This window comes from Actinoplanes regularis (assembly GCF_900188005.1).
GTDB classification, from domain to species: Bacteria; Actinomycetota; Actinomycetes; order Mycobacteriales; family Micromonosporaceae; genus Actinoplanes; species Actinoplanes regularis.
Genome location: NZ_FZNR01000003.1, coordinates 606,059 through 624,512, shown reverse-complemented (window position 1 = coordinate 624,512; position 18,454 = coordinate 606,059). Strand labels below are relative to the sequence as shown.

General features: G+C 70.1%; 17 protein-coding genes. 5 read left to right on the top strand and 12 right to left on the bottom strand.

Features of this window, described 5'->3' with window-relative positions:
* Positions 1–9: 9 nt before the first annotated feature.
* The 9 genes from mtrA to nfi form a co-directional block, all read right to left on the bottom strand.
* Positions 10–699: an MtrAB system response regulator MtrA gene (mtrA, locus tag CHC09_RS12350; RefSeq protein WP_089293161.1), complete on the bottom strand. Its 690-nt coding sequence runs from the start codon at positions 697–699 to the stop codon at positions 10–12.
* 183 nt (positions 700–882) lie between these two features.
* On the bottom strand, positions 883–1,086 hold the full coding sequence (locus CHC09_RS12345) for a DUF397 domain-containing protein (RefSeq protein WP_089293160.1): 204 nt from the start codon (positions 1,084–1,086) through the stop codon (positions 883–885).
* Between the two features lie 56 nt (positions 1,087–1,142).
* A complete protein-coding gene (locus CHC09_RS12340) occupies positions 1,143–1,991 on the bottom strand; it encodes a helix-turn-helix domain-containing protein (protein WP_089293159.1) in 849 nt (282 codons plus the stop codon).
* A gap of 711 nt (positions 1,992–2,702) precedes the next feature.
* The gene (manA, locus tag CHC09_RS12335; protein WP_373871996.1) at positions 2,703–3,887 is read right to left on the bottom strand and encodes a mannose-6-phosphate isomerase, class I; all 1,185 of its coding nucleotides are present in this window, start codon (positions 3,885–3,887) and stop codon (positions 2,703–2,705) included.
* Positions 3,888–3,907: 20 nt separating this feature from the next.
* Entirely contained in the window at positions 3,908–4,870 is a 963-nt protein-coding gene (locus tag CHC09_RS12330; RefSeq protein ID WP_089293158.1) for a cation diffusion facilitator family transporter, read from the bottom strand.
* Positions 4,867–6,093, bottom strand: a complete 1,227-nt coding sequence (locus CHC09_RS12325; RefSeq protein ID WP_089293157.1) for an SIS domain-containing protein — start codon at positions 6,091–6,093, stop codon at positions 4,867–4,869. The genes CHC09_RS12330 and CHC09_RS12325 overlap by 4 nt, the downstream gene beginning before the upstream one ends.
* Complete coding sequence (locus CHC09_RS12320; RefSeq protein ID WP_089293156.1) at positions 6,093–6,293, bottom strand: Trm112 family protein; 201 nt, start codon at positions 6,291–6,293, stop codon at positions 6,093–6,095. Before CHC09_RS12320 ends, CHC09_RS12325 begins: the two co-directional genes overlap by 1 nt.
* 55 nt (positions 6,294–6,348) lie before the next feature.
* Positions 6,349–7,728 carry a phosphomannomutase/phosphoglucomutase gene (locus CHC09_RS12315; RefSeq protein WP_089293155.1) on the bottom strand — a complete coding sequence of 460 codons (1,380 nt, stop codon included), beginning with the start codon at positions 7,726–7,728 and terminating at the stop codon, positions 6,349–6,351.
* 87 nt (positions 7,729–7,815) lie between these two features.
* Entirely contained in the window at positions 7,816–8,481 is a 666-nt protein-coding gene (gene nfi, locus CHC09_RS12310; RefSeq protein ID WP_089293154.1) for a deoxyribonuclease V, read from the bottom strand.
* Between the two features lie 60 nt (positions 8,482–8,541).
* On the opposite strand from nfi, the gene CHC09_RS12305 reads away from it, so the two are divergent.
* The 4 genes from CHC09_RS12305 (at position 8,542) to CHC09_RS12290 (ending at position 13,103) form a co-directional block, all read left to right on the top strand.
* Positions 8,542–9,795, top strand: a complete 1,254-nt coding sequence (locus tag CHC09_RS12305) for a GAF domain-containing protein (protein WP_143232300.1) — start codon at positions 8,542–8,544, stop codon at positions 9,793–9,795.
* Positions 9,796–9,825: 30 nt separating this feature from the next.
* Positions 9,826–11,349 (top strand): acetaldehyde dehydrogenase ExaC, encoded by a 1,524-nt coding sequence (exaC, locus tag CHC09_RS12300; RefSeq protein WP_089293153.1) that lies wholly within the window; start codon positions 9,826–9,828, stop codon positions 11,347–11,349.
* Positions 11,350–11,352: 3 nt separating this feature from the next.
* Entirely contained in the window at positions 11,353–11,730 is a 378-nt protein-coding gene (locus CHC09_RS12295) for a DUF779 domain-containing protein (RefSeq protein ID WP_089293152.1), read from the top strand.
* A gap of 518 nt (positions 11,731–12,248) precedes the next feature.
* Positions 12,249–13,103: a polysaccharide deacetylase family protein gene (locus CHC09_RS12290; protein WP_089293151.1), complete on the top strand. Its 855-nt coding sequence runs from the start codon at positions 12,249–12,251 to the stop codon at positions 13,101–13,103.
* A gap of 325 nt (positions 13,104–13,428) precedes the next feature.
* Here CHC09_RS12290 and CHC09_RS12285 read toward each other — a convergent pair whose 3' ends face one another.
* Entirely contained in the window at positions 13,429–13,797 is a 369-nt protein-coding gene (locus CHC09_RS12285; RefSeq protein WP_089293150.1) for a DUF3499 domain-containing protein, read from the bottom strand.
* Positions 13,798–13,984: 187 nt separating this feature from the next.
* Between CHC09_RS12285 and CHC09_RS12280 the strand changes: the two genes are divergently transcribed.
* Entirely contained in the window at positions 13,985–14,461 is a 477-nt protein-coding gene (locus CHC09_RS12280; RefSeq protein WP_373871995.1) for a metallopeptidase family protein, read from the top strand.
* Positions 14,462–14,587: 126 nt separating this feature from the next.
* On the opposite strand, the gene CHC09_RS12275 is transcribed toward CHC09_RS12280, so the two are convergent.
* On the bottom strand, positions 14,588–14,845 hold the full coding sequence (locus CHC09_RS12275) for a WhiB family transcriptional regulator (protein ID WP_043522029.1): 258 nt from the start codon (positions 14,843–14,845) through the stop codon (positions 14,588–14,590).
* 1,011 nt (positions 14,846–15,856) lie between these two features.
* Positions 15,857–18,355: a bifunctional FO biosynthesis protein CofGH gene (locus tag CHC09_RS12270; RefSeq protein ID WP_089293148.1), complete on the bottom strand. Its 2,499-nt coding sequence runs from the start codon at positions 18,353–18,355 to the stop codon at positions 15,857–15,859.
* Positions 18,356–18,454 lie beyond the last annotated feature (99 nt).

Genomic DNA, 18,454 nt, shown 5'->3' with positions numbered 1-18,454 from the left:
TCGTGCCGATCAGCCGGTGCCCGCCTTGTAGCCGACACCGCGAACCGTCAGGATGATCTCCGGCCGCTCCGGGTCCGGCTCGATCTTCGCGCGCAGTCGTTGCACGTGCACGTTGACCAACCGGGTGTCCGCCGCGTGCCGGTAACCCCAGACCTGCTCCAGCAGCACCTCGCGGGTGAAGACCTGGCGCGGCTTGCGGGCCAGGGCCACCAGCAGGTCGAACTCGAGCGGGGTGAGCTTGACCTCCTCGCCGTCCCGGGACACGGTGTGCGCCGGCACGTCGATGGTGATCTGGTTGCCGGGCGGCCCGATGGTGAGCATCTCGGGAGCGGCGTCCTCGCCCCGGCGCAGCCGGGCCCGCATCCGGGCGACCAACTCCTTGGGCTTGAACGGCTTCACCACGTAGTCGTCGGCGCCGGACTCCAGGCCGAGCACCACGTCCACGGTGTCGCTCTTCGCGGTGAGCATGACGATCGGGATGCCCGACTCGGCGCGAATGGCGCGCGCGACGTCTATGCCACTCATCCCGGGAAGCATCAGGTCCAGCAGGACGATGTCCGGGCGGCTCTCCCGGAAAGCGGCGAGCGCGCGTTCACCATCAGCCACGAACGAGGGCAGGAATCCCTCACTGCGCAGGACGATGCCGAGCATCTCGGCCAACGCGGGATCGTCGTCGACGACCAGTACCCGGGCTCTCATGCGGTCCAATATTGCACTGTCCTCCCGGCCCCCGCGCTACCCGGGGGGCGATCTTGCCCGGCAGCCTACGCGAAAAGCCCACTCTCCCAGAAGGTACGAGGGCCGAAAAACCCCGGTGAGGGCAGGAAAACGGGCGGTCCCGGTCCGGGACCGCCCGTGGCGCGCGAATTGATGGTTCTGTTGTTACGCGCCGGGCCGGTCGAACTCTCCCGCACGGATTCCGGCAAGGAAACCGGTCCAGTCCGGCGTGTCGAAGCTGAGCACCGGTCCGGTGGCGTCCTTGGAGTCGCGCACCAGAACCGCTGCCGAGGTGTTGGCGACCTCGACACAATGTCCCGCAGCGCCACTCCGGCTGCTCTTACGCCAAGTGATCGTGGCGTCCTGCATGATGGTTTCTCCCCTTCCATGGAAATTGCATCTCCATTGGACCTCACCGCAGGCGCTCAACGAGCGAGACGATCCCTCGTTTCAGCGATGACCGTTCGGCTCTCTTCTTTCGGCAAAGCGCGTTCGCGCAGGTCATCAAAGGCATCGCGATAGACGTCGGTCTCCTCCTGCTTCACCCGGAAGTGACCACCGGTGAGCCCTTCCGAGTGCACGACCGGGTTACGGGTCCCGTTCGGGAACTCCAGCACCAGGAACGATTCGGTCAGACCGGCGTGCGCGCCGGCCTCGAACGGCAGGATCAGCACCTCGACGCCGGGCCGCATGGTGGCCTCGTGCAGCCGGGTCAACTGCCGGATCAGCACTTCCCGGCCGCCCACCTCGCGCAGCAGGACACCCTCGTCCAGGACGACCCGCAGCGTCGCCGGGGGCTCCCGGGTGAAGACCCGCTGGCGGTCCATCCGCACGTTGACCCGGCGCTGGATCACCTCGCTGTCCTCGACGTCGGCACCGGTCTCGATCACCGCGCGGGCATACTCGCTGGTCTGCAGCAGGCCCGGCATGACCTGCGCCTCCCACTGCGAGATCGAGATCGCCTCGCCCTCCAGGGCGAGATACTCGTCGTACGGATCCGTGACGAACGAGCGGTACGACGTCCACCACGCCCGGGCCCGGCCGTGGCGGGCCAGGTCACGCAGGCGGCCGCGATCCTCGACGCGAACCCCGTAAAGGGTGAGCAGACGGTCCAGGTCCGCCTCGGTGATCCCCGTGTGCGCCGTCTCGATCCGGCTCAGCTTCGACTCCGACCAGCCCAGCGCGGTGGCCACGTCCACCGCCCGGCGCTCGCCACGGAGCCGGCGCAATTCACCGCCGAGTTCCCGGCGCGCTGTCGATGTCGGCCTCGCCACGGAGTCACCATATCGGCGCATCAATGGCCTACTGCAACTTGCAGTCGCGATCGGAAACAAGAGCGTGCGACTTGTCCGTTCCGGCCCTTCGGTGCGGCGATGTGTTTCCGCGACGGTGACGGCGGTTGCCCGGCGCTTCCGGCCGTCGGCTCTGCCGCGAGAATGCGCAGGTGAGATGCCTGGCATGCGGGTCTTGACGGCTTGCGCGGGCCCGAATCCGGTTCGGGTGGTGCCGGGCGGCGGCCGGGTGGATCAGCCGGTCCGCCGGTCATCCATACAGGTGACTAGTCGGCCGGGCGCGTCGGTGTGGCGAGAATGACGATTCATCACCGGCGCCGGGGTTTGAGCGATTTCCGGAGAACATCCGGAGGTAGAACAATCGACCGCGGCGTTCGAGATAGCGAACGGGGCGGCGAGCCGAAGCCCACCACCCCGTTCATCCCCCCGGTTTGGTACCGCGCGCGCCCGTGGGACCCCCCGATCACCAATGACGCTGCGTGGTTATAGATTCACACTCCGCACATGCCATGTCAAGGCATTTGGCGAAATTTCGGGCACTTAGTGCCGGGAACAGTGACAACCGACACGGCCCGATCCGACCGAAGGGCCCGGCGAGCCCCTCGATCCGCATCGGCGACGCACGAAACGGTCAGCCCGGCCGGCTTGACCGGGCACCCCCGCCCCGCCCGCGTGCAGGCCCCCGGACGGGACTCAGCCGGGGACGGCGGCGACGAAGACCGTACCGACCCCGGCGGCGGTCAGCGGCCCGGCCGCAGCCGGGCCGTACGCCGCGGTGCCCGGCGACAGCGTCACCGGAATCCCGTGCTCCGCACCGACATGCACGTCCCCGGCCACCCCCAGGATGATCCGGGGCCCGCTGCCCGGCAGCCGCACCGGCGGGCGGCTCTCGGTGAGCTCGATCCGGTACAGCTCGAAGTCCCGCACCGGAACCCGCCAGGCGGTCACGCCCGGCCCGGCCTCGGCGCCGTGCAGCAACGGATCGTCAAGCGTCTCGAAGCGCAGGACCTTGAGCAGCTCCCCCACGTCGACCCGCTTCGGGGTGAGCCCGCCGCGCAACACGTTGTCGCTGGCCGCCATCAGCTCGACACCCAGGCCGCGCAGGTACGCGTGCAGGTTGCCGGCCGGCATCCAGATCGCCTCGCCGGGTGCCAGATGCACCAGGTTCAGCAGGAGCGCGACCAGCACCCCGGGGTCGCCGGGATAGTGCGCGGCCAGGTCGACGGCGAGCCGGTACGACTCGGCGTGCGGATGCGACTCCCCGGCGGCCGAGGCCGCGGCCACCACCGCGTCGATCAGCGCCGGGCGGTCCTCGGCCGGCCAGCTGAGCAGGAGCCGGACCGCCTCGGAGAGGTCACCCTCCCGCAGCACGGCGACCACCGGCTCCAACTCGGAAAGGCCGAGCCCGGCGAGCACGAGCGCGGAGACCGCGGTGGGACGGAAACCGCAGAGCGCGTCGAACGGGGTGAGCGCGACCAGCATCTCCGGCTTGTGGTTGGCGTCCGTGTAGTTCTTCGGCAGGGCCGGATCGGCCTCCTGCCGGGCGAACGCCTCGGCGGCGTACTTCAGGTCGGGATGCGCTTGCAGCGAGAGCGGGGCGCCCGCGGCCAGCACCTTCATCAGGTACGGCAGGCGGGGCCCGAAGCGTTCCGCGACGCCGGCGCCGAGCTGGCCGGCCGGGTCGCCGTCGATCAGGGTCGTGAGGGTAACCGGCCCGTCCGGGCCCGGCACGGTGGACGGATCACCCGGATGCGCGCCGAGCCACAGCTCCGCCTCCGGCCCCTCGGTGGGGGTGGGGCGGCCCTGCAGCTCGGCGATCGCGGTCCGGGATCCCCAGGCGTACGGCCGGATCACTCCGGTCAGCGGGTACACGGTCATACCCGGCAAATTAGCAGTTGTCAGGCGGTCACGGGTGGCGCCGACGTCACGGCGTCGTCAGCGTTCTTACGCGCCCGATAGATGTCCGGCTCGATGTAGATCACCCGGGCGATCGGAACCGCCTCCCGGATCCGCACCTCGGTCTCGTCGATGTGCCGGGCCACGTCCTCGGCACGATCACCCTTCGACACCGCGATCTTCATGGCGACGAGCAACTCCTCGGGACCGAGGTGCAGCGTCTTCATGTGGATGATCCGCTCGATGCCGTCACCGGCCAGCACCGCCTGCTCGATCTTGGCGACCGACTCGGGGCCGGCACCCTCACCGATCAGCAGGCTCTTGGTCTCCACCGCCAGGACGGCCGCGATCGCCACCAGCAGGATTCCGATCGCCGCCGTGCCGATGCCGTCCCAGAGCCCGTTCCCGGTGATCAGGGTCAGTCCCACGCCGAACAGCGCGAGCACGAGGCCGACCAGCGCACCGGCGTCCTCCAGCAGCACCACCGGCAGCTCCGGCGCCTTCGCCCGGCGCACGAAGTCGACCCAGGACGTCTTACCGCGGAGCTGGTTGGACTCCTTGATCGCGGTGTAGAAGGAGTACGACTCCAGGGCGATCGCCACGACCAGGACGGCGACCGGCACCCACTTCCACTCCTCGATCGGCTCCCGGTGCTGGATCTTGTGGTAACCCTCGTAGAGCGCGAACAGGCCACCGACACTGAACAGCACGATGGACACGATGAACGCGTAGACGTAGCGCTCCCGGCCGTATCCGAAGGGGTGCTGCGGGGTGGCCTTCTTCTGCGCCCGCTTGCCACCGATCAGCAGCAGCAACTGGTTACCGGAGTCGGCGACCGAGTGGATCGCCTCGGCGAGCATCGAGGACGAACCGGTGAGCGCCCAGGCACCGAACTTGGTGACCGCGATGCCCAGGTTGGCGCTCAGCGCCGCGATGATCGCCTTGGTGCCGCCCTCGGCACTCACGAAAGTCCCTCTGGCATCGGGTTGGACAGCTCCTTCATCTCGCTGATGGCCGGGACCGCCATCGGGTCCAGGCCATGGGCCAGGGCCAGGTACAACGACGCGAAGTCGGGCACAGCGACAAGAGAAGCGAGCCGCTCCAACGTCGAACCGCCTTCGGCGGTAAGCACGTCGCAGCGTACGCCACGTCGATCAGCGAGCGTCTGGATGGCGTCCGCCCGGCGCTCCTCGACGGCGACCGGCTCGTCGGCGTCGTCCTCCGGGTTGAGCCCGCCGTCCCGGAAGACCACCAGGCGCAGCCGGGTCACCGCCGCGTCCTGCTCCTCGTCCGGGTCGGCGAAGATGTCCCTGGATCCCTCGGCGAGACCGCCGAAGACGCCGTCGAGCAGGCCCACCCGGCCGCGACCGGCCTCGCCCAGCGCACCGGCCATCACCGGGTACCGCGCGTTGGCGGCCAGGGTGTCGGCGAACCGCCGGGCCGCGACGGTGGCCAGCGGGGACGAGCCCCAGACGATCGGCACCGAGCCGGCCAGCCCCATGGCGAGCGCCTTGGCCGGGTTGACGAACGAGTCGGCGCCGGGGCGGCAGCGCTCGGCGTCCGCGTCCAGCCGGGTCGCGGTCTCCGCGATGTCCGCCTCGGTGACCTTGACCAGGCCCAGCGCCCGGCCGGCCAGCAGCACCGGAATCGCCAGGCCCCAGAGGGTGGCGCGGGCCGGGGCACGGCGCGGCACACCGATGAACGGCGCGCGGGCCCGCTCGGCCATCGCCTCGAGTTCGGAGCCGGGGTTGCCGATGGCGACCAGGCGGGCGCCGCGACGGGAGGCCGCCTCGGCCGCGGCGAGCGCCTCCGGGCTGCGACCGGAGGCGGAGACCGCGATCACCACGTCGGCGGCGCCGACCCAGCCGGGGATGCCGGCGCTGCGGTGCCCGATGATCGGCACCGGGCAGCGCGGGCCGGCGACGGTGGACAGGATGTTGCCGGTCAGCCCGGCGGTGCCGATGCCGGCGACCACGACGGCGCGGGGCCGCCCCTCGTCGGCGAGCATGCTCAGGTCGACCTCGGCGGCGAGCGCCGCGGTCTCGCGGACCTGGGCGCCGGCCGAGGCGGTGGCCCGGAGCATGCCGCCCGGGTCGTTGTCCAGCATCGACTTCTCGTCGTTGAGCAGCGACTCGTCGGCGACCCGGTGGCCGTTGACCCCGGCGCGGCCCTCAAGTGGGTTGACCATCAGTTCGCCCCCTCCTCGGTGTCGGTGCCCTGCGGCAGGCGCGCCTCGTCGAGGAGGAGGATCGGGATGTCGTCCCGGATGTCGAAGATCCGGCCACACTCCGTGCAGGTCAGGGTCTGACCGCCGGCGTCGTAGTCGAGGGGCGCGTGATGGGTGTCCGGGCAGGCCAGGATGTCCAGCAACTGCGGATCGAGCGCCACCTAACTACTCCTTTTCGCGGGGAAGGCTTCGCGGCCGAAGCACGTCCCCGCGATCCTATCCGCGAACGATGGCGAGCACGTCGTCCCTGAGCGACGCCATCCGGGCCGGGTCCGGTGCTTCCACGTTCAGGCGCAGCAGCGGCTCGGTGTTGGAGGCCCGCAGGTTGAACCAGGAACCGTCCTCGAACGAGAAGGTCAGACCGTCCAGGTCGTCCACCTGGGCGTCCGGGAAGGCCGCCCGCACCTCGGCGCTCTTCGCGGCGGCGTCGGCCACCGTGGAGTTGATCTCACCGGAGGCGGTGTACCGCTCGTAGTCCGCGGCGAACTCGGAGAGCGGCAGGTCCTGCTCGCCCAGCGCGGCCAGCACGTGCATCGCGGCGAGCATGCCGGTGTCGGCGAACCAGAAGTCCCGGAAGTAGTAGTGCGCCGAGTGCTCGCCACCGAAGACCGCGTTGGTCTCGGCCATCTCCGCCTTGATGAACGAGTGGCCGACCCGGCTGCGGACCGGCTTGCCGCCGCTCTCCAGGATGATCTCCGGCACCGCAGCCGACGTGATCAGGTTGTGGATGACCGTGCTGCCGGGGAACTTGGCCAGCTCACGGGTGGCGACCAGCGCGGTGATCGCGGACGGCGAGACCGGGTCGCCGTTCTCGTCCACCACGAAACAGCGGTCCGCGTCGCCGTCGAACGCCAGGCCGATGTCGGCGCCCTGCTTACGCACCGCGTTCTGCAGGTCCACCAGGTTCTTCGGGTCCAGCGGGTTGGCCTCGTGGTTCGGGAACGAACCGTCGAGCTCGAAGAAGAGCGGCACGATGGTCAGCGGCAGCGCGGGAAGCACCTGGTCGCCGAGCACGGCCGGGATGGTGTGGCCGCCCATGCCGTTGCCGGCGTCCACGATGACCTTGAGCGGACGGATGCCGCTCAGGTCGACCAGCGAGCGCAGGTGCGCGGCGTAATCGCCGAGCAGGTCCCGCTGCTCCACCCGGGGCGGCACGTCGGCCTCCGCGTTCAGGTCACCGAGCAGCTGCTGGGCCCGCTCCCGGACCACGATCAGGCCACTGTCCTGGCCGACCGGCCGGGCACCGGCCCGGCACAGCTTGATCCCGTTGTACTGCGCCGGGTTGTGGCTGGCGGTGAACATCGCGCCGGGCAGCTGTTTCGCACCGGAGGCGTAGTAGAGCTGGTCCGTCGAGGCCAGTCCAATGTTGATCACATCGACCCCGGCCGCGTTGACGCCACGAGCGAACGCGGCGGTCAGGCCCGGGCCGGACTCGCGCATGTCGTGCGCGACCACGATCCGGTCCGGATCGTCGCCGGACTCCCGCAACATCTCGATGAACGCCGTGCCGATCGCCCGGGCCACCGGCTCGTTGAACTGGTCCGGGACGACCCCCCGGACGTCGTACGCCTTGATGATCTGGGACAGATCGAGCACCCGCTGACTCCTAACCGAAAACCCCTGTTGAGGCTGAGGTTATCGGAGCACGGACGCCGGAAAGGTTTTATCCGCGTGACCGCGCCGTCAACTGAGAAGATCGCGACAGACCCGGTCCGCGGCCCTGGTGGTCTCCGGCAGGCGATACCGCGAAGCCAGCCGCAGGGTCAGCGAGCACGCGTTGTCCAGGTCGATCCGGTGTCCGACCGAGACGAAGACCGGCTTCACCCCGGTCTGCGTGCGCAGCACCGCACCCACCGTCTCCCCCTCGTCGACCAGGGCGGACCTGCTTCCCCGCGCCGTGCCGACCTCCTCCCATTCACCCACCAGCCGGGTCTTCCCTACTCCGAAGGAGGGAAGATCGGTGAGCACACCCAGGTGCGCGGCGAGGCCGAACCGCCGCGGGTGGGCCAGCCCGTGCCCGTCGCAGATCAGCACGTCCGGCCGGACGGTCAGCTTCTCCAGGGCGGCCATCAGGGCCGGGACTTCGCGGAAGGCGAACAGGCCCGGGACGTACGGGAAAGCGGGCCGGTCCCGGACCACCGCGGTGTCGCGGACCGAGAGATCCGCTGTGTTCAGTACCACCACGGCCGCACCGAGCCGATCCCCGGAGTCGTCGTAGGCGACGTCCAGCCCGGCCACGGTCGCCGGATCCGCCGGCCCGGCGGCGGAGACGACCCGGGAGCGCAGGGCGTCCTGCACGGCGAGAGCTTCTTCTTCGGTACGAGGCCAAGGCTGCACGGCCGTGAGCATAGAGACTGTTGTCTCTGGACGTGACTCGCGTCACCATGGGTGGGTCTGGAGGTGCTGCCGGTGAATCCGTGGCTTGCGCTGACCCCCGGTGACGACCCGGCCGAGCGGATCCGGCAGATCGGCCGCGCCCACGAACGGTTCCTCGCCGAGAAGCAGCGGCCCGAGCGGATGCGCAGTGTGGTGGCCGACTCGTGGGCCCGGTCGGCGACCTGGATCGGGGCGGACTGCACCGCGCCGATCGACCTCCGCGACGAGGAGCTCGAGGCCTACCGGTCGGCGCACCCGCTGGCCCGGGTCATGCCGATCTTCCGCGACCTGCTCGGCGGGCTGGCCGACGACGGCGACCACATCCTGGCGGTCTGCGACGCGCACGGCCGGCTGCTCTGGGTCGAGGGGCACTCCGGCACGCTGCGCAAGGCCGCCTCGATGAATTTCGTGCCGGGCGCGCTCTGGGACGAGGCGCACGCCGGCACCAACGCCCCGGGGACCGCGCTCGCCGTCGACCACCCGCTGCAGATCTTCGCGACCGAGCACTTCAGCCGCTCGGTGCAGCGCTGGACGTGCACGGCGGCGCCGATCCATGACCCGGGCACCGGCCGGCTGCTCGGCGCGATCGACGTGACCGGCGGCGACCACCTGGCGAACCCGCACAGTCTGGCGTTGGTGCGGGCCACGGCGCTGGCGGCCGAGGCGTACCTCAAAGGTCTCGAACCGGCCCGGGAGCGCCCGACGGTCGCGGCACTCGGCCGGGACGAGGCGCTCCTGGCGTCCGGGACGGTCCGCACGAAGCTCGGCCGGCGGCACTCCGAGCTGCTGATGCTGCTCGCCGCGCACCCCGACGGGCGGACCGGTGACCAGCTGGGCTTCGATCTCTACGGCGACGACGTGAACCCGGTGACCGTGCGGGCCGAGCTGTCCCGGCTGCGCCGGATCCTCGGCCCGGAGCTGCTCGGCTCGCGGCCCTACCGGTTGCGGACCCAGCCGGCCACGGACTTCGGCAGGGTGACCGAACTGCTGGACCGGGGGCGGGTCGCCGACGCGCTGGCGGCGTACCCGGGACCACTGCTACCCGGCTCGGATGCCCCCGGCATCGTCCGGCTCGGGCGGATGCTCGACAGCCGGCTGCGCACCGCGGTCCTGGCCACCGGCGACCGGCGGCTCCTGCAGTCCTGGCTGGTCAGCCCGCAGGGCGCCGACGACCTGGAGCTCTGGGAGGCCTACGCGGCCCTGGCCCCGACCGACCCGGTCGCCACCCGCCGGGTCGCGGAGCTGGCCCGCGAGTACGCGTGCAACGTTCGTGCAACGTACGCGTAACTAACGTCCGCCCCAAGAGGAGGCGAGACCGTGACCATCTATTCCCCGCCCGGTTCCGAGGGCGCCATCGTCAACTTCCAGTCCCGCTACGACCACTACATCGGCGGCGAGTACGTCCCGCCTGCCCAGGGCCAGTACTTCGAGAATCCCAGCCCGGTCACCGGCCGGCCGTTCTGTGAGGTCGCCCGGGGCACCGCCGACGACGTGGAACGCGCACTCGACGCGGCACACGGCGCGGCCGACGCCTGGGGCCGCACCTCACCGGCCGAGCGGGCCAACATCCTCAACAGGATCGCCGACCGGATGGAGCAGCACCTGGAGAAACTGGCCGTCGCCGAGGCCTGGGAGAACGGCAAGCCGGTCCGGGAGACGCTGGCCGCCGACATCCCGCTGGCGATCGACCACTTCCGCTACTTCGCCGGCGTGATCCGGGCCCAGGAGGGCACCGCGGGTCAGATCGACGACGACACCGTGGCGTACCACTTCCACGAGCCGCTCGGCGTGGTCGCGCAGATCATCCCGTGGAACTTCCCGATCCTGATGGCCGTCTGGAAGCTGGCGCCCGCGCTGGCCGCCGGCAACGCCGTGGTGCTCAAGCCGGCCGAGCAGACCCCGGCCTCGATCCACTACCTGTTCTCGCTGATCGGCGACCTTATCCCGGCCGGCGTGGTGAACATCGTCAACGGCTTCGGGGTGGAGGCCGGCAAGCCGCTCGCCTCTTCGAACCGGGTGGCCAAGGTCGCCTTCACCGGCGAGACCACCACCGGCCGGCTGATCATGCAGTACGCCTCGGAGAACCTGATCCCGGTCACCCTGGAGCTCGGCGGCAAGAGCCCGAACATCTTCTTCGACGACGTGAGCAGCGCCGACGACGCCTTCTTCGACAAGTCGCTCGAGGGCTTCGCGATGTTCGCGCTCAACCAGGGCGAGGTGTGCACCTGCCCGTCGCGGGCGCTGATCCAGCAGAGCCACTACAGCGACTTCCTGGCCGCGGGCGTGAAGCGGGTGGAGAACCTGAGGCAGGGCAACCCGCTGGACACCGAGACCCAGGTGGGCGCGCAGGCCTCCAACGACCAGTTGGAGAAGATCCTGTCGTACTTGGACATCGGCCGGCGGGAAGGGGCCCGCGCGCTGACCGGTGGCGGGCGTGCGGAGCTCAGTGGCGATCTGGCCGGTGGGTACTACGTACAGCCGACGATCTTCGAGGGTCGCAACGGGATGCGGATCTTCCAGGAGGAGATCTTCGGGCCGGTGGTGTCGGTGACCCCGTTCGCCGACTTCGACGACGCCATCAAGATCGCCAACGACTCGCTGTACGGCCTCGGGGCCGGGGTGTGGACGCGGGACATCAACAAGGCGTACCGGGCCGGGCGGGCGATCAAGGCCGGCCGGGTCTGGACGAACTGCTACCACCTGTACCCGGCGCACGCCGCGTTCGGCGGTTACAAGCAGTCCGGCATCGGCCGGGAGAACCACCGGATGATGCTCGACCACTACCAGCAGACCAAGAACCTCCTGGTCAGCTACTCACCCAAGGCGATGGGTTTCTTCTAGGCCATGCCTGTCACCCGAGTCGACGTGACTCCCGCGGCCGCCGCCATGATGGTACGGCTGCGGGAGCTGCACGGGCCGCTGATGTTCCACCAGTCCGGCGGATGCTGCGACGGCAGCTCGCCGATGTGTTACCTGGAGGGCGAATTCCGTACCGGCGGGTCGGACGTGCTCCTGGAGTCTCTGGCGATCGAGGGGGTGCCGGAGCCGATCACGTTCTGGATGTCGGCCGCGCAGTTCGAACTCTGGAAACACACCCACCTGACGGTGGACGTCGTCCCCGGGCGCGGGGCCGGCTTCTCCCTGGAGGCGCCCGAGGGCGTCCGTTTCCTCATCCGCTCCCGCCTGCTCACCGAGGCGGAACTCGCCGCCCTGGCGACCTGAGGAACCACCACCCGGCCCGGCAAGACCGCCTTCGCTCCAGGTTCAACCCTTTCCCAGGTACGACCGATGGAGTCCCGTCTCCGGGCCTTTCGGCCCAAGTCCCACGTCGTCGCCGCGACCGCGACGCGCGCCACTGCCCGGCGCCGCCGCGACATCGCGCAGGACGGCACGTGACCTGGGCCGAAAGGCCTGTAGACGGGACTCCATCGTGCGTACTCGGAAGAATTTTGATCTTGGAATTGGATCGGTCCGCAAGCATGGTTCGAGACGCACGGACGGGTGAGCGGCGGTGTCATCGGCGTGCTCGGGATCGATACTCGTAGGAGTGGTATCCGGCGATTATCATCGATAACTCGCATTTATCCGCGTGTGTATCACGCTGGACAAGGTGCGCGAGGATACGACGACGAGGGCCTGGTGGGCGCCCAAATCAGTGCGAAAGATACGTACCCGGCTTGGCGCCCCGCCGATTCATGAGGCATCCTCATCAGTCCGCCGACGATCTGGGGAGGTAATCGATGCGGCTGTCCAGCACCCGGAAGGCCTTCATGATCAGTTTGTCGCTGATCATGGCCGGTCTTCTCGGCCAGGCGGCTGCCGCCCAGTCGTCCCACACCGGGACGGCCCTGCCCGCGGCGTCCACCCCCACGTTCTCCACACCGAGCGCGGTGCCGTCCACGGCCCCGGCCACCCAGAAGCCGGCACCCGCCCAGACCAGACCGCGCACGGAAAACACCAAGACCCCCAAGCGCCCGAAGGCCCGCACCGGCCCGGCCGGCAGCCGGCTCACCACCGGGAGCAAGGGCGTCGCGCTCACCTTCGACGACGGGCCCGACCCAGCGAACACTCCGGCGCTGCTGAAACTGCTCGAGAAGAACCATGTGAAAGCCACGTTCTGCCTGGTCGGCGAGAACGTGAAGCGCCACCCCGACCTGGTCCGCAAGATCGCCGCCGGCGGGCACGCCCTGTGCAACCACACCTGGAACCACGACCTGAAGCTGGGCAAGAAGTCCCGCGCGGCGATTCGCGCCGACATGAGGCGCACGAACGCCGCGATCCGGGCCGCCGTGCCCAACGCGCAGATCAAGTACTTCCGTGCTCCGGGCGGCAACTTCACCCCCGGGATCGTGAAGATCGCCAAGGAGCAGGGGATGACCTCCATCTATTGGAAGGTCGATCCCCGCGACTGGGAGCACGGGCGCGAGGAGTCCTCCGGTGCACATACCTCCCGGGTGATCAACTCGGTCAAGCGGCACACCCAGCCCGGCGCGATCGTCCTGTCCCATGACTACGCGCAGCCGGACACGATCAAGGCCTACGCGACGCTGCTGCCGTGGCTCCGGAAGCGCTTCCGCCTGATCGCCCTCCCCTGACGGCCCCAGCCGCCTCCTACCGCCCTCTCAAAGGCCCGGACACCACCACCAGAGCCGGTCCACAGCCGGCTCCCATTGACCTATCCACGGTCCGGGCGCCACCACTAAAGCCGGCCCACAGCCGGCTCCCATTGACCTATCCAGGGTCCGGACACCACCACCAGAACCAGCCAACAGCTCAGGCTGGCTCCCAGCGCCCTGCCGAAGGCCCGGACACCACCACCGGGACCAGCCGATCTGTTGCCCTCCCGAGGGTTCGGGTGCCGCGGCAGGGCCAGCCGACGGGCGGGTAGGCAGCCGCAGCGGGAGGGCTGGGGCGGGCGGGTCAGTGAGAGGGTGGGATCACCCGGAGGTGGCCGCGGCGACCGGTCTGGTGGCCGGGCTGGTGGGAATCCTGGGTGTCCGGGCGTGGGGGCGGGACCGGACGGGCCGCCTCGCGGACGGCGTCGGCGAGAGCGACCAGGTCGTCGGTGGTCGGGGGCGGCGGCGCGAAGTCCCCGTCGTGGCGGACGAGCTCCCAGCCTCGGGGGGCGGTGAGGCTGCGGGCATGCGGCTCGCACAGGTCATAGGTATGGGGTTCGGCGAACGCCGCGAGGGGGCCGACGACAGCGGTGGAATCGCCGTAGACGTAGGTCAGGGTGGCGACCGCCTGTCGGGGACAGCCGTTCCGGGAGCAGCGCCGTGGTGACCTCACGGCGGCACGTTATCGCCCCGCCGGGGCTTCTGGGGAGCGTTACCCCGCGACACGCCGACCCGCGATGCATCACGATTCGGCCATGGTCGACCGACACGCCGCCTCGATGGGACGAATTAACGGTTCAGACACACGGCGAGGAACGGGCTGACCACGGATGTCGCTCGGGTGGGGATACGCTCAGCAGGTGACCACCAGCCCCGAACGCCGTCGCACCGATCCGAAGGCGGCGCGCACCTCCGGCCCGGGTCATCCGGCGCGCCGTGATCGACACGGGCGCGGCCTGCGTGGCCGGCTGGTGCCGGCGACGGTGCCGCTGGCCCGCACCAAGGCGGAGATCTTCGACGACCTGGTTCTCGACACCGTCGAGAGCCTGGAACGACGCTATGCGAAAGAGCTCGTCGGCGTCGAGTTCGCGGTCGAGGACGTGCCGCCGGAGCTCAACGTCTACGACTCGGATGTGCTCGAGGACGGCGAGGTACCCCTGGCCCGGCTGCTGCCCGGCCGTCCGGGGCGGCACGAGTTGCCGCCGCGGATCGTGCTGTACCGCCGCCCGCTGGAGTTCCGGGCGATGGACCGCGAGGATCTCGCCGACCTCGTCCACGATGTGATCATCGAGCAGGTTGCCAACCTGCTCGGCGTCGACCCGGACGAACTGGCCTGACGCCTGCCGCGCCCATCACGCGGATCGTCCAGAACGGATCTCGGCGCCGCATCCGCGGAAGGTCATGCCCCTCACAATGACCACCGCTCGATTCACGCGGAACGCGACATCCCGTGCCGGTCGCCGTCAGGCGACGCGACGCTTCAACTTGCGACGCTCACGTTCGGACAGTCCACCCCAGATCCCGAACCGCTCGTCGTGACCGAGTGCGTACTCCAGACATTCGGTCTTGACGTCACAGCGGCCGCAGATGCGCTTGGCCTCGCGCGTCGATCCGCCCTTCTCCGGAAAGAAGGCCTCCGGATCGGTCTGCGAACACAGCGCCCGCTCCTGCCACTCGGGCGCGTCCCCGAGCAGGTCTACCCCTTCAACCTGCGCTTCCATCGGCGTGCCTCCAAATTTCTGCGCCGACAGCGATGCCGACGCTGACCCCCCACGCACGCGGCGTGTTTCTGTGGGTTCGACGCAAAAGTCACACATCGCCCCCACAACCCCACCAAAATTACACGCGTGTAAGACGTGCGTCGTCAAGCCGAACCTGATAAATGGGCCCGTTTCCTCGGTGCGCCAGGGCGCGACGAGGTCCCGTTCCTGCCCTATCTCCCGGAGCCACCGGGAGGTAACGCGAACGTCGGCCTCCACGTCCAATTTAACCCGTTTTGTTACGCGACCAGAAGGGGGGTCACGCAACCGGGCCACGGTCGGCACACGACACCGTTCCAAACCGGCCGGACCCCTCCGTACCAGGAGCCCTGCACCGATCGATGCCCTCGCGGCCGGCGGTCCGCACGCCACGAGGGACCGTCCGTCCGGGACCGACCCGTTGAGACCGTCCAAACGGTCCCGTCCGCGGCTGCGGCTCGGGGTACCCGGGTGTGACGGGATCGAAACTCGCCACATCCGTGGCGTGGCCCACCCCGCCGCCGCGACCGCCCGCAATACGCGGATGGGTGAACGGGAGCGGCACGCGATTGATGGATGGATCTCCGTGACGGGCCGGCGTGAGGTGATCGGCGCCGGGACGCGGTCCGAAGGGCGGCACTCGCCGCGCAAAAATCGGCCCGGGCCGCACGGCCGCCATGCGAGACCCCAACCGCACGGCCGCCATGGCAGACAGCGTCCGCGCGGCCGGCAGACCCGAAATCCGGCCAGTCGGCCCCGTGAGCCGGTCAGGCTCGCAGACCGATCGAGCCCGTGGTACCGGTCAGGCCCGCAGACCGATCGAGCCCGTGGTACCGGTCAGGCCCGCAGACCGATCGAGCCCGTGGTACCGGTCAGGCCCGCGCGGATGCGCGGGCCCATGAGCCGGTCGGGCCCGCGAACCGATCAGGCCCCATGGACCCATCGGCCGCGAACCGACCAGGCCCCGTGGACCGGTCAAGCCCATGGACCGCGTCAGCGGCGGCCGTAGACCGTTGTCCGCTCGACCGCCGGACGACCGGCCGCCGCCGCCAGCTCCTTGAGCTCGGCCACCGTACGCGCCGAACCGTGCTCCGACCCGGCCATCCGCGAGATCGTCTCCTCCATCAGCGTGCCGCCCAGGTCGTTGCACCCGCTGTTGAGCATCACGCGGGTGCCCTCGTCGCCGAGCTTGACCCAGGAGCACTGGATGTTGTCGATCCGGCCGTGCAGCAGCACCCTGGCCATCGCGTGCACCACCCGGTTCTCCCGCCAGGTGGGGCCGGGGCGGGCGATGCCGGCCAGATAGATCGGGGCGTTGGTGTGGATGAACGGCAACGCCACGAACTCGGTGAACCCACCGGTGACGTCCTGGATGCCGGCCAGCACCCGGAAGTGGCCCAGCCACTGCCGGGGGTGGTCGACGTGCCCGTACATCATCGTGGAGCTGGAGCGGACGCCCACCTGATGAGCGGTGGTGACCACGTCGACCCAGGTGGCGGTCGGCAGTTTGCCCTTGGTCAGCACCCAGCGCACATCGTCGTCGAGGATCTCGGCGGCGGTGCCCGGGATCGTGCCCAGGCCGGCCTCACGAAGCTCGGTGAGCCACTCCCGGAGCGACACCCCGGCCTTGGCCGCGGCGGTGACGATCTCCATCGGCGAGTAGGCGTGGACGTGCATCCCCGGCACCCGCTGCTTGACCGCGCGGACCAGGTCCGCGTACGCCGTGACGGGCATCTTCGGGTCGATGCCGCCCTGCATGCACACCTCGGAAGCGCCGTCCCGCCACGCCTCCTCGGCCCGATCGGCGACCTGCTCTACGGAGAGCCGATAGGCGTCGGCGTCCTTCTCCCGCTGGGCGAACGCGCAGAACCGGCAGCCCACGTAGCAGACGTTGGAGAAGTTGATGTTGCGATTGACGACGTACGTGATGTCGTCGCCGTTGACCGACTTGCGCAGGTCGTCGGCGATCCGGGCGAGTTCGTCCAGCGCGCTGCCGTCCGCGTTGAACAGCGCCATCGCCTTGTCCTCGTGCTCCGGCAGCAGCAGGGCGGCCGGGTCGGTCGAGGCGAGCTTGAGCCCGGCCAGCACGTCGGTGGGCACGCTCTGCGGCGCGCTCTTGACGTGCGCGGCGACCTCGTTCCAGTCGCCGTAGACGGAGTCGAAGTCGGATCGGCGGTCGCCCGTCCGCCCCTCGGAGTCGATCGCCGCGAACAGGTCGGTGCGGCCGCTCCCGGACGTGTCGTCCGGCTCCTGCCAGGGGCGCCCGACGAGCTCGGCGTCCTCGCGCGCCAGACCGTCCACGTCGGCCAGCGCGCCGACGTGCACGGCCAGGCGCGGGTCGAGCCAGCCCTCACCGCCACGGCGTACGTACTCCGGGTAGATCGTGAGACGCTCACGCAGGGTGAAGCCGGCGGAGGCCGACTTCTGCCGCAGCACGTCGAGCTGAGGCCACGGGCGCTCCGGGTTGACGTGGTCGGGGGTCACCGGGGACACCCCGCCCCAGTCGTCGATGCCGGCCCGCAGCAGCAGCGAGAACTCGTCGTCGATCAGGTTGGGCGGAGCCTGCAGGCGCGCGCGAGGACCCATGATGATCCGGCCGACGGCGACCGTGGCGGCCAGCTCACGCAGCTCCGCGTCGGGCATCCCGCGCATCGCCGTGTCCGGCTTGGCGCGGAAGTTCTGGATGATGATCTCTTGAATGTGCCCGTACTCCCGGGCCGCGCGGCGCATCGCGAACAGCGCGTCGATCCGCTCGGCCGGCGTCTCGCCGATGCCGATCAGGATGCCGGTGGTGAACGGCACGCCGACCCGGCCGGCGTCGTCGAGCACGCGGAGCCGGACCGCGGGCTCCTTGTCCGGCGAGCCGTAGTGCGGGCCGCCCGGCTCGGACCAGAGCCGGGTGGCGGTCGTCTCGAGCATCATCCCCATGCTCGGCGCGACCGGCTTGAGCCGCTGCAACTCGGCCCAGTTGAGCACGCCGGGGTTGAGGTGCGGCAGCAGGCCGGTCTCCTCCAGCACGGCGATGGCGCAGGCCCGCACATAGTCGAGGGTGGAGTCGTAACCTCGCTCGTCCAGCCACTGGCGGGCGGCCGGCCAGCGCTCCTCGGGCCGGTCCCCGAGGGTGAACAGGGCCTCCTTGCAGCCCTGCGCGGCGCCCTGCCGGGCGATCTCGAGGACCTCGTCGCGCTCCAGGAACGCGGCGGGCAGACGATGCGGCACGGTGGCGAACGTGCAGTAGTGGCACCGGTCCCGGCAGAGCCGGGTGAGCGGGATGAAGACCTTCTTCGAATACGTCACCACGCCCGGCCGCCCGGCCTCGCGCAGGCCGGCGTCGCGGATGTCGCCGGCGATGGCCAGTAGCTCGCCGAACTGGTCGCCGGTGGCCGCGAGCAGCGCGGTCGCCTCGTCGACGTCGATCGCTTTACCGTCGGCGGCGCGCCTCAACGCACGTCGGATGCTCGCCTCGGTCGGTACCTGGTTGACCTCTGCCACGAAAACAACCTAGACCGGAATCGTTCCGGTTGCCGCCGCCGTCCACAGGCCCGCCGAGTGTCGTATGACACGGAGCCGAAAACAGGCCGGGCCGAGGGC

Bases quoted from the DNA above. Each gene is read 5' to 3' on its own strand.
- CHC09_RS12290 (WP_089293151.1), top strand. From the start codon at position 12,249: ATGCGGCTGTCCAGCACCCGGAAGGCCTTCATGATCAGTTTGTCGCTG.
- CHC09_RS12345 (WP_089293160.1), bottom strand. From the start codon at position 1,086: ATGCAGGACGCCACGATCACTTGGCGTAAGAGCAGCCGGAGTGGCGCT.
- CHC09_RS12275 (WP_043522029.1), bottom strand. From the start codon at position 14,845: ATGGAAGCGCAGGTTGAAGGGGTAGACCTGCTCGGGGACGCGCCCGAG.
- CHC09_RS12295 (WP_089293152.1), top strand. From the start codon at position 11,353: ATGCCTGTCACCCGAGTCGACGTGACTCCCGCGGCCGCCGCCATGATG.
- CHC09_RS12325 (WP_089293157.1), bottom strand. From the start codon at position 6,093: ATGGTCAACCCACTTGAGGGCCGCGCCGGGGTCAACGGCCACCGGGTC.
- mtrA (WP_089293161.1), bottom strand. From the start codon at position 699: ATGAGAGCCCGGGTACTGGTCGTCGACGACGATCCCGCGTTGGCCGAG.
- nfi (WP_089293154.1), bottom strand. From the start codon at position 8,481: ATGCTCACGGCCGTGCAGCCTTGGCCTCGTACCGAAGAAGAAGCTCTC.
- manA (WP_373871996.1), bottom strand. From the start codon at position 3,887: ATGACCGTGTACCCGCTGACCGGAGTGATCCGGCCGTACGCCTGGGGA.